Consider the following 12,125-nt stretch of genomic DNA (forward strand, 5'->3'; position numbering starts at 1 on the left):
GTTTTTGGGGAGACTGCTTAAAAGCTCTTCTTTTGCCGTCACAAAACCAATTTCATTAGTATGGCATGAAATCAATCTTAGTACTTTTTTCGCTCTTTCTATTTCTTTCTTTTTCCTCTTGCCTGGACGAATCATCCGCAATAGGCGGGAAATGGGTGGAAAGTTCTTTCCGGAATGTACAGACAGACAGTTGTACCGTATCGCTCAGTACCATCCTTAGTGACTCACTGGCAACTTCGGGTGATACCGTTTGTCAGATAGGACATCGTAAAGACGAGTTATGGGGAACTATTACGGCCTCATTCTATGCCGAATATGAATTACCCTCTTTCTCCTTTAATGACGAGACGGTATATACATTCGATTCCATCACCATCCGCCTTTACTCCTCCGCCAATTATCTGGGAGATACACTGAGTACCCAACGCATCCATATGCACCGCCTGACGGAAAATATCCAACTGGATGATTACGGGTATCTGTACAGTACCACCCGGACATCGTATGAAGCATCTCCCCTGACCTCGTTCAGTTTCAAGCCGACTCCCGGACAAAAGACAAAAGAACTGGAAGTGCGCCTACCCGATGACTGGGGAGAAGAGTGGTTTGACCTGATGCAGCAAGACGCGCGTCAAATGGAGTCGCAGGAGCTCTTCCATGATTACTTCAAAGGCATCGCCTTTATTCCGGACATCGATAATGACGCCTGCGTCAGCGGCTTCCAGGTGAATGATTCCAGTTTGTGTATTACGCTCTATTACCATGAACAGGCGGAAATCTCAACGGAAAAGACACTTGTATTCAATGCCAGCAGTTCTCTTATATATAATAAGGTATCATATGACCGTACCGGCACTCCGATTGAGGGACTGAAAAGCGGCGCCGACAACGCTCTGCCCACCGCCCGGACAGAACACCAATGTTACCTGCAAGGCATGACAGGAATGTATATCGCCATCGACTTCCCGCATTTGAATAATCTCTGCGCAGAAGGCGAACTCGTGACCATCGAAAGCGCCACGTTGCAACTCTATCCGGTGAAGGGGACGTATGACGGAATGTACCCGCTCCCGCAAAACCTGACCCTCTATACAACCAATGAGGATAACGTGAGACAGGATGTCATCACCGACCTCACCGGAAGCTCCGTACAAACGGGCAACCTGGTGGTTGATGACATGGCTTACGAAGAGACGTATTATTCTTTCGACATCACCTCTTTCCTGCAAAGCAACCTGGGAACAACCGGCTATAACCGACAGAAGTTGCAGTTATTCCTTCCCGACAACTTGTTCTACACCACCCTGCAAGGTGTTATCTTCGGTGACAGCGAACATACGGCAAATAAAAAGAACACCAAACTTATCATACTCTACAAAACTTATCAACAATGAAAAAGATTTTGTTCTGCCTTTTGGCATTCTATACTCCCGCTCACTTATTGATAGCACAAAACACAACGAACTCCCCCACTTCCATGTTCGGATTGGGCGAACTCTCTACCGGAGAAGGCGGGCAATATGCCGGACTGGGTGGTGCGGGGATTGCCCTGCGGAGCAACAATTTCCTGAACAGTGCCAACCCGGCTTCACTCACGGAACTAAGCGAACAGCGGTTTCAGATAGACGCCGGCATCATGGGAGCTTATCAGAATTATTCGCAGCGGGGAGCAAACAATCATTCCGTCACGGGGAATCTGAATAACCTGAGTATCGGTTGCCGGATTATTCCGCGATGGTACGGGGCTATCTTCATGGCTCCTGTGAGTAGTGTAGGATATGCCATCACGTTGGATGAAGAGGTGGCGGGCAGTAACGGGAGTACCGTTTCTTCCCTGTTTCAAGGCGAAGGCGGGCTATCCAAAATGGGTATCAGCACGGCGTATCTTTTCGGGAAAGGATTTTCTATCGGTACGAATCTCTCCTACGTCACCGGTACTATTACGCAGACGGAAACACAGGGCAGCGCGTCAGAAGAAACGAGTTCGTATAAACATACGTTTTATGCAGATTTCGGCGTACAGTATAAATGGGCAATCGACCGTGACCGTTCTTTCGTAGCGGGTGCCGTCTACGGCTATTCGCAGGACTTCAAGCAGGAGAACAGTCTATACGTCAGCAGCAGTTCGGGCGGGGATGATATTGCAAAAGACCTGAAACGTTACCGGCAATGCCTTCCCCAATTCTTCGGGGCAGGAGTTTCTTACAATAGTCTGCGGTGGATGGCAACCATTGATTATAAGTATGTGGACTGGAGCCGGATGCAATCTTCACAATCCAATATCAGTTTTGAGAATCAGCACCGGTTGTCACTGGGCGGAAGATATACCTTAGGTAATGTGTACCGTAATCCGGTCAGCTTGTTGCTGGGAACGGGAATCAACAATTCCTATATTGTCATCCAAAAGAAAAAGGCGACTGAATACTATATGAGTACGGGGCTGAATCTGGGCTTGCGCAATAATAATGTCCTTTCCATCGGACTGAAATATAAGGGACAAATGAAAGTACCTGCCGGCATGCAACGCGAAAACAGCCTGTCCCTGTTCCTCAATATCACTTTCTCCGAACGGACTTACCGTGCCAGGATACAGTAATATTCATTCTTTTTTTATGCAAATTGAATCCAAATGGATGGTTTTCAAGAGAGGAATCGTTATATTTGTGCCCAAAACAAATTTAATATGAATGTCATAAGAATGAAAAAAAGTATCCTTATCGCTGCCCTGGGCTTATGCAGCCTGGGCATGACGGCACAAGACGCAAAACCCCAAGAGGGATTTGTATTCACGACAGTGAAAGAGAACCCGATTACTTCTATCAAGAATCAGAACCGTTCGAGCACGTGTTGGAGTTTCTCCACTCTCGGATTTATTGAATCAGAACTGCTTCGTTTAGGCAAAGGCGAATATGACTTGGCTGAAATGTTCGTGGTACACAAAACGATGCAGGATCGCGGAGTGAATTATGTACGCTATCACGGTGACAGTTCTTTCTCTCCGGGTGGAAGTTTCTACGATGTAATGTATTGCATCAAGAATTATGGTATCGTTCCGCAGGAAGTGATGCCGGGAATCATGTATGGTGATACGTTGCCGGTACACAACGAGTTGGATGCCGTAGCAAGCGGATACATCAACGCTATCGCCAAGGGCAAACTGAGCAAGCTGACTCCGGTATGGAAAAACGGACTGGCAGCTATCTATGACACTTATTTGGGTAAATGCCCGGAAAACTTCACTTACAAAGGTAAGGAATATACTCCGAAATCCTTTGCAGAATCATTGGGATTGAATCCTGACGATTACGTATCACTGACTTCTTATACCCATCATCCCTTCTATTCCCAATTCGCTATCGAAATTCAAGATAACTGGCGCAACGGCTTATCTTACAACCTGCCTATCGACGAACTGATGGCTGTGATGGACAACGCTGTAAAGAAAGGTTATACTTTCGCATGGGGCAGCGACGTGAGCGAACAAGGTTTCACACGCAATGGTACTGCTGTGATGCCGGATGCAAAAAAAGGCGCTGAACTTAGCGGTTCGGATATGGCTCGCTGGACAGGTCTGACGGCTGCCGACAAACAGAAAGAAATGACTACCAAGCCGTTCCAGGAAATGGAAATCACTCAGGAAATGCGCCAAACAGCTTTCGATAACTGGGAAACGACTGACGACCACGGAATGGTAATCTACGGTATCGCTAAAGACCAAAACGGAAAAGAATACTTCATGGTGAAGAATTCTTGGGGTAAAGCGGGCAAATATGATGGTATCTGGTATGCTTCCAAAGCATTCGTAGCCTACAAGACTATGAATATCCTGGTACACAAAGATGCGCTTCCTAAGGACATCGCCAAGAAGCTGGGTATTAAATAAGTGTAGCTACGCTTATTAAGACAGACTCAGTTTTCCTATGTATTCCGTAAATCTTTCCTTATAATTATCACCGACAGGAATGTAGGTATTCTTATCGAAGATAATACGGAGACGGGAAACTTCGGTAATCTTCCGGAGATTGACAATATAAGAACGGTGAACCCGCATGAAATGCGTGGGAAGCCGTTCTTCCATTTTTTGAAGACTGGCAAGCGTGATAATCGCCCTGTCTTCCCCTTCCACAAAGATACGTACGTATTCACTCATGCCTTCAATATAACGGATGTTATTCACATCGATACGAACGACTTTATAGTCGCTTTTCACAAACAGCGAGTCTCCTTTTATCTGCGAAGTGTTTCCTAATTCGCCTTGTTGTTCCAACAAACGGTATTCAAACTGTTTCCGGGCTTTGTCCGCCGCTTTCAGCAAATCCTGAAACTCGAACGGTTTCAGCAGATAGTCTACGGCATCCAGTTTAAAGCCTTCTACCGCATATTCGGAATAAGCGGTGGTAAAGATGACAAGCGGCGGGCTAATCAATGAGCGGATAAAGTCCAGTCCATTCAAATCGGGCATATTAATGTCCACGAATATCAAATCTACTTCTTCTTCGGATAATACCTTCATTGCTTCGAATGCATCCTGGCAGGACTTCACTAAAGACAAAAAAGGGACACGGGAGATATAATCCGTCAATTGTGCCAGTGCCAACGGCTCGTCATCTATTGCTAAACATTTCATTATAATAAAGGTATGATAAGTAATACATCAAATAGTTGTTCTTCATTGGTAATGGAGAGCGTATAGTCATTGCCGAACAGCAACCGCAGGCGTTTACGGACATTCTCGAGCCCGATACCGTGATGCTGCTCGTCTGCCGAACCGTTATTGCTGTTCGTACAACGGAAAGACAGGCGGTTGTCTTCTTCCAACTGCACGAGGACGCGAATGAAAGACTCGTTCCGGTAACTGACTCCATGCTTGAAGGCGTTCTCCACAAAAGAGATAAAGAGCAGTGGGGGAATCTGTACTTTGGGCACTTCGGCAGGGAAGTGCATCCCGATAGATACTTTGTCAGTATAGCGCAGGCTCATCAAGCCGATATAGTTTTCAAGAAACTGTACCTCACGTGATAGCAACGTGGTTTTATTGCTTGCTTCATAGAGTACATAACGCATCAGTTTGGAGAGTTCCACAATCGTACTTTTCGCTTTTCCCGTGTCGATGTCCACCAATGCATGAATATTATTGAGCGTATTCATAAAGAAGTGCGGGTTGATTTGATATTTGAGATATTGCAGTTCGGACTGCAAGCGTTGATGTTCGAGTTCCTTCAGCATTTCCTCGTCACGGAAAGACTTGAAGAAGAGTTTGATGGCAATGTTAAACCCTACCATCAGAAAGGCGATGGCAAAATGGATGAGATAACGGATACCAAAGAGCGGATAAGGAAAAGGGCCCGGTTTCGGAAAAACATCGGGACCGCCTTCAGGCTTTCCCATTCCCATTGGGGGCTTTTCACGTTTAGGCTCATCCCGGTACCCTTCGCCTTCCTCCCTGCTCTTTTCTCTCATCTTTATTATTTGGTCTCTTGGGTTCTCTTTCATGTTGCGGTGTAGACCGTCACGCCTGAAGCCTTTCGGAAAGCGTGTCATGGAAGGAGACGGAGCAAGCCAGCACATGGCAACTATCAGGAAAAACAATGAAACAGTATATTGCCAGTATTTTTTCTTAAAAAGGAAATAGGGAACCAGTCCGTAATTGTTCAGTAAAAAAAGCACGAAGAAAGGAAGAATCCCCAACCATGAGTCACGAATAACCGTGCGGACTTCTTCTCTTTCGAGTCCGCCGCTCAGGGCAAAGTATCCGCCTATCAGCGGAAGAAGAAATATTACGATCCAAATGGCTCCGTAAATACTCTGCTCCAATAACTGTTGTTTACGCAGTCTTTTCATGCTTCATTGTTCCAAGTTAGCAGGACAAAGGTAAGGCCGACGCTATTTTATCACAAATAGAATCGACCAAAGGACGGATTTCGACGGTAAACAGGCTTTAAGCAACCAGCAATTCTGTTCTGTTTTTAAGATTTTGCTATCCGGCAAGAGAGAATAATCAAAGCTAATAGAGAATAAAGCGCATAAATTAATGCAAGAACATGCATATTCAAGCCCTTATTATGCATAAACAAGGGATAAATATTTGCTTTTCCGAGGTTGACTATATCCATTCCTCACCGAGAAACACATCGTTCCTCGGTGAGGAACACTTTCTTACTCACCGACCAAGCGATTATTCCTCGGTGAGGAAGCATATTTAAGCCGAAATAGAGGCGGTTTTCGAGCTATTTCACTTCTGAAACCGTTGATTAACCTGATAACAAATAGCTGCATATCGACAGAAAATCTATCTATTTATTTCTCTTTCACCAGCAAACAGCTCAAAGAGGATACTTTCTTCCCCAAAGACTATCTTCTCTCTATTTCCCTAATGTAAATTTACGCACTTTTCTATCCACGTCTCCATATGTCCCTCCATTTAAGATAGAGAAAATGCATAAAACGTTCCATTTTTATGTACAGTCAGATTTTAAGAATATGGGGATTACTGTTCCCGATATTCCTACAGAAACCTCTCCACATATTTACATAAAGACTTATTCTAAAACTCTCATTCTTAAAAGAAGAACAATTCATATTAAAAATAGAACATGAATATTTCTACTTCGTTCACTATTTATACCCAAATACTTAAAAATAGAACATCATTATAGAAAAATAGACCTTGTTAATAAAGGATTGTTAGTCGAACTTTGCAAAGATTTATTAAATATGCAATAAAAGCAAGAAACAAAATGAGAAACTTAGAGAAACTATTTTGGGTGGCTTGTGTCGTTTTTTTCTTTACATCATGTGAAGAGACTTACAATGACAAGCTATTTTGGCCGGGAGAAATCAGCCGGGAATATGGCTCGTATATTAAGCCATATACGTTAGACCTAACCTACAGTGGAGAGAAATTAATTGGAAAAACTGTCAGCTTTAAGACAGAAGACAGTGAAACGGGAACGTTGACACTGAATGATGTGATTCCGGGAGAGGCTAGTACTCCTATTAATAACATCAAACTTTATGAGAATGAAGAAAAGGGTAACTACACTTTTAGCGGAACGAATATCACAATGGGGGGAGCTACGGTAAAATATAGTGGTAGCATTACGCCGAAAGCGATGAAGCTGGATGTAAATGTAACGATGCCGCAAAACAAATGGAATAAAAGTTATAATTTATCTAACTTTACCAAGGGAAAAAAAATGACCATAGGTACCAATGGCGGAGAATATGTATGGAAAGAAACAAACGAAATCCTGACCGGCGCCTTCTATGTTCACATGGATGATGTGGAGTTGACACAAGCAGGCAGCCAACTTTTTCTTAGAATGAAATTGATTCAAAATGCACTTTGTTACTTCATCCCCCAGCTTCTTCAGACAATCACATTGCAACCGGATGGTAATATTATTGCAAATTATACCACAAGTCCGGTCTATATTGGTAAAATACCTATTAATGAAATAGATCCGGATAAAGATGTGGCGACTATTGCAATGTTCGTTATGAAATTCATGATAGGTACAATGAGTGCCACCGATATTAACAGTGCGCTTGCCAATCGTACTTGGGCTACTTCACCTATTAATCTGCTCACTTGGTCAGTAAATAATGGAAAACTTAAAATAAATCTGAATTTACCAGCTATTATCAGTCAGGTAACTAAAGATAGTGAAACACCCATTGACCCAGGACTGATTTCCGGTATCGTGGAAGCTCTTTCCAAATCCGACGCTATTCAACTACAAAAGCTACTTGGAACTGTAAATGCCGTGCTTGGCAATCAGTATCTCGGTATCATTACCAACATGAATGAGAGTAATTTCCAGCAAATCTTCTACTTATTAACTGAAGGTATAACTTTTAATGTTGAAGAAGAAGAGGGACATACCCATCTTTATTTAACTAAAGAGTCTACAACAGCTTTCATTCAGTTATTACCACAACTACAACCGGTTATTGAGAATTTATTACCGGAAAATATGGCCAATAACACAACGTTCAAAAATCTACTCGGATATCTCATGGGAACCAATGAAGATAGTCTGCCAATCCTATGGAATGCAGCTAATACCATTGATTTAGGATTAGACCTTCTACCCCAGGAATAAGCACTAACAATGAATATGAAAGAAAAAATGAATATGAAGAAATTATCTATATTATTGGCAAGTGGTTTCATCGGAATGAGCGGTTTGATGACCTCTTGCAGCGAAGATTACCCGGGACCGGATCCTGTGGATGTAACAGCTAATTATTCAAATAAACATCTCAGCCACGCCAATTTGGTTCTCAATTATAGTGGTGAAGAATTATTCGGTAAAAGCATTGATTTCAGTACAGTAAAAGGAGAAAATGCCAATATCACCCTTTACGACATTCTCCCCGGAGAAGCAGTTGTTTCACTGACAAATGTACCCTTGTCAGGAACAACCAATGAATATACTTTTTCAGGAGATGCAGCCGGAGCAAATACTAATATCCAATTTCACTATGATGGAAAAGTAGAAAAAGGACATCTTATTTTCAACCTCACGGATATACAAACCGCCGGTAGTACACAATGGGCAGAAAATTATCTGCTTTCCGAAATCACTAAATCATCTAACGAAACCATTGGTGCAGAGGTTCCTGTGACCGGTGCAGGTTTTGTTGATACAAAAATGGCAGAAGGCGCTGATTCTGATTACAATGTATTTCTACGAAGTACATTAGCGTACTTCCTACCTCAATTTCTTCATTCTGTCACATTAAAAGCTGATGGAAATATTCAAGTGGAATACTCAACAGGCCCTATTATGATTGACGGCAAAGTACCGGATATGGAAGCAGAAGGAGCCATGATGGAGATTGTACAATTCATCTTTAGTAAATTATTAGGTGGGGGAGTTACAAATGAAGATGTAACAGCCGTAATAAAAGACCGTACTTTTTATACTTCTCCTACAAATTTAGTTTATTGGTATCCTAAAGACAACCAAGTCAGAATTAAACTCAATTTACCTGCAATAATCACGCTTGTAATGAAAGGGCAGGGAAAAATGATAGATGAAAATCTATTGTCTTCTCTTACTGATATAATTTTGAAAATGGATCCGATTCAACTTAAAGGAATACTGATCAAAATAAACGGAACTTTGCAAAATAGTATCATCAGTTTCATTACCAATTTAAATGACAAAACCTTCAATACTTTCTTTGAGTGGATCACAACAGGAATCCCAATGAATATAGAAAAAGTAGATGGACATACACACCTCTATTTAGACAAAGCAACCCTGCAACCTATTTTAGATATGATTCCAAGTCTAGTACCAATCATTATAAATATGTTGCCTGAATCGACAGATGATTTTTCCAAAATGATGTTAGAAAGTCTGCTCAATCAATTCGCTGATGCTTGGTCAAACGCACAGAAATTCAATATTGGACTCGATTTGGTAATATCCGAGTGATATATAAACATTAATATTAAAGAATAAGAAACAATGAAGAAACTATATATTCTAACTTTACTTATCTGCCTTACCAGTTTTGGAGCAAGCTTTGCCCAAACCTTGAAAGGACATATATATGACGCCAAGACCAATGAACCATTGGTGGGAGCAGCCGTTACCTACAAGCTTCACGGCAACCAGGGAGTAGTATCCAACATCAACGGAGAATATGAAATCAAACTTCCCGAAGGTGGAGTCGACCTCGTATTCAGTTATGTAGGTTATGATGATGTACTGATGCCTATCGTCATTGGCAAACGTGAAGTAGTCACTAAGGACGTTTACATGAAAGAAAGCACTAAGCTACTGGAAGAGGTAGTGGTCAGTGCCGGACGTTTCGAACAGAAATTGAGTGATGTCACCGTTTCTATGGACGTTGTCAAATCGGGAGATATTGCACGTCAGGCACCAACCGATATTTCTTCCACCCTTCGTACACTTCCCGGTGTAGACATTGTAGACAAGCAGCCTTCTATGCGTGGTGGTAGCGGATGGACTTACGGAGTAGGTGCACGCAGCCAGATTTTGGTAGACGGCATGAGTACACTGAACCCTAAAACAGGAGAAATAAACTGGAACACCGTTCCTTTGGAAAACGTAGAACAAGTGGAAGTGATTAAAGGAGCTTCTTCCGTACTATATGGTTCATCAGCTTTGAACGGTATCATCAATATTCGTACCGCACGTCCGGGATTGACCCCGAAAACACGATTCAGTGCCTATGTCGGTGTATATGGAGATGCGGAAAATGATGAATATCAATGGAGTGACAAGAGTTTTTGGAAAGACGACAAATATGCGGTAAAACCCATTTTGCGCGGAAGCCTTCTCAGCGGTGTACGGAATCCGATTTATGAAGGATTCGACCTCTCCCACTCCCGCCGTATCGGTAATTTCGATGTCAGTGGCGGTATCAATCTTTTCACGGACGAAGGATACCGTCAACAAGGATACAACAAGCGTTTCCGCATGGGTGGCAGCCTGACTTACCACCAACCGGATATGGGAATGAAAATCTTGAATTATGGTTTCAATGTGGATTTCCTTTCCAACCAGTATGGCGACTTCTTTATCTGGCGTTCGCCGACGGAAGTGTACAAACCGTCTCCTTTCACCAACATGGGACGTGAAGAAAACAACTTTCATATCGACCCGTTCATCAACTACGTGAATCCCGAAAACGGTACGTCACATAAGATTAAAGGACGTTTCTATTATAGCGCCGACAATATCGTACGCCCTACTGACGGAGCATCCATTACCGATATTCTCGGCAATATGGGAACAGACGCCCAAACCATACAGAATATTGCAGGTGGCGATTACAGTTCACTCTACCCAGCATTAGTTGGTATCGGTTCAGGACTTATCAACGGAAATCTGGATGATGCCATGAACGGGATATTTACTTCATTGGGCAATATCTTCCCGAACGCAACAACCGCCGATTACTGCGACCTTATCTCATGGGCTATGGATAATGGATTGCCTAGTGATTTGGACAAGTTGGTGCAGGACGGGAAATTACCGAGCGACCTCGTTCCCTGGTTATCCAATGTCATTAATCCTTCACGCAACAATCCGAAAACTCAGACTGACAAGAACTTCGACTATTATCTCGACTACCAGTTCAACAAAAAATGGGACTGTGGCGCACAAATCACTACCGGAGCTACTTTCGAACATATCCGCTATGATTCCGCCATTATGGACGAAGTGTACAAAAGTGATAACATCGCCGCTTTCTTCCAGTACGACCAACGTTTTTGGGATCGCTTGAGCGTATCTGCCGGTGTACGCACCGAATATTATCGTGTAAACAATCACCACCGCGAAGCGGAAACCAAGATATTCGGAACCAAAGTTCCGTTCCGTCCCGTATTCCGTGCCGGACTGAACTATCAGTTGGCTGATTACAGCTTTATCCGCGCCAGCTTCGGACAAGGTTACCGCAACCCGTCCATCAACGAGAAATATCTGCGTAAGGATATTGGTGGAGTCGGTGTTTATCCGAACCTGAACATCAATCCGGAAAAAGGATTCAACGCTGAATTAGGATTCAAACAAGGATACAAGATTGGTAACTTCCAGGGATTCGTAGACGTTGCCGGATTCTACACGCAATATAAGGACATGGTTGAATTCCAGTTCGGACTGTTCAACAATGCCAATTATACGATGATTAACAGCATCGGCGATGCCATCCAAATGTTGTCAGACGGCAAAGGTTTTGGTATCGGCGCCCAATTCCATAACGTATCGAAAGCGCAAATCTACGGAGTTGAAATCTCTACAAACGGTGTGTATAACTTTAATAAGAATACGAAACTGTTCTATAACTTAGGATATGTATACACCGAACCCCGTGATGCAGATTATCAGGAACGCAATGCCGTAGAAGGTCTTTATACCGACCCGCTGCAAATGAAAGAGAAATCAAACACCGGAAAGTATCTGAAATATCGCCCGAAACATAGTTTCAAAGCTACGGTAGATTTCCAGTGGAAACGTATCAACGTAGGTGCCAACGTAGCATGGAAGAGCAAAATCCTTGCAGTAGACTATCTGATGATGGACGAGCGTCCCAAAATGCAAAATGACCTGATGGACTATGTACGCGGTATCCTCTTCGGT

At 43.0% G+C, this 12,125-nt stretch carries 8 protein-coding genes; 6 read left to right on the plus strand and 2 right to left on the minus strand.

Annotation, left to right across the window (positions count from 1 at the left end):
* Positions 1 to 65 precede the first annotated feature (65 nt).
* From AB5443_RS19195 to AB5443_RS19205, 3 genes are all read left to right on the plus strand, one after another.
* Positions 66 to 1,394 carry a DUF4270 family protein gene (locus AB5443_RS19195; protein ID WP_277134128.1) on the plus strand — a complete coding sequence of 443 codons (1,329 nt, stop codon included), beginning with the start codon at positions 66 to 68 and terminating at the stop codon, positions 1,392 to 1,394.
* Positions 1,391 to 2,596: a hypothetical protein gene (locus AB5443_RS19200; protein ID WP_277134126.1), complete on the plus strand. Its 1,206-nt coding sequence runs from the start codon at positions 1,391 to 1,393 to the stop codon at positions 2,594 to 2,596. The genes AB5443_RS19195 and AB5443_RS19200 overlap by 4 nt, the downstream gene beginning before the upstream one ends.
* Positions 2,597 to 2,698: 102 nt before the next feature.
* Entirely contained in the window at positions 2,699 to 3,883 is a 1,185-nt protein-coding gene (locus AB5443_RS19205; RefSeq protein ID WP_044654906.1) for an aminopeptidase C, read from the plus strand.
* 15 nt (positions 3,884 to 3,898) lie between these two features.
* Here the strand turns inward: AB5443_RS19205 and AB5443_RS19210 are convergent, their stop codons facing one another.
* Positions 3,899 to 4,627 carry a LytTR family DNA-binding domain-containing protein gene (locus tag AB5443_RS19210; RefSeq protein WP_277134123.1) on the minus strand — a complete coding sequence of 243 codons (729 nt, stop codon included), beginning with the start codon at positions 4,625 to 4,627 and terminating at the stop codon, positions 3,899 to 3,901.
* On the minus strand, positions 4,627 to 5,841 hold the full coding sequence (locus AB5443_RS19215) for a sensor histidine kinase (RefSeq protein WP_277134121.1): 1,215 nt from the start codon (positions 5,839 to 5,841) through the stop codon (positions 4,627 to 4,629). Before AB5443_RS19215 ends, AB5443_RS19210 begins: the two co-directional genes overlap by 1 nt.
* 896 nt (positions 5,842 to 6,737) lie before the next feature.
* Here AB5443_RS19215 and AB5443_RS19220 point away from each other — a divergent pair.
* The 3 genes from AB5443_RS19220 to AB5443_RS19230 all read left to right on the plus strand — a co-directional run.
* Positions 6,738 to 8,105 (plus strand): DUF4925 domain-containing protein, encoded by a 1,368-nt coding sequence (locus tag AB5443_RS19220; protein ID WP_277134119.1) that lies wholly within the window; start codon positions 6,738 to 6,740, stop codon positions 8,103 to 8,105.
* Positions 8,106 to 8,114: 9 nt separating this feature from the next.
* A complete protein-coding gene (locus tag AB5443_RS19225; RefSeq protein WP_277134117.1) occupies positions 8,115 to 9,449 on the plus strand; it encodes a DUF4925 domain-containing protein in 1,335 nt (444 codons plus the stop codon).
* A 33-nt stretch (positions 9,450 to 9,482) separates the two neighbouring features.
* Positions 9,483 to 12,125: TonB-dependent receptor (locus AB5443_RS19230; RefSeq protein ID WP_368119627.1), on the plus strand; the 2,643-nt coding region annotated here is incomplete at its 3' end.

The sequence above is a fragment of the Bacteroides sp. RTP21281st1_H5_RTP21281_210402 genome (genome assembly GCF_040918965.1).
Taxonomy (GTDB): domain Bacteria; phylum Bacteroidota; class Bacteroidia; order Bacteroidales; family Bacteroidaceae; genus Bacteroides; species Bacteroides congonensis.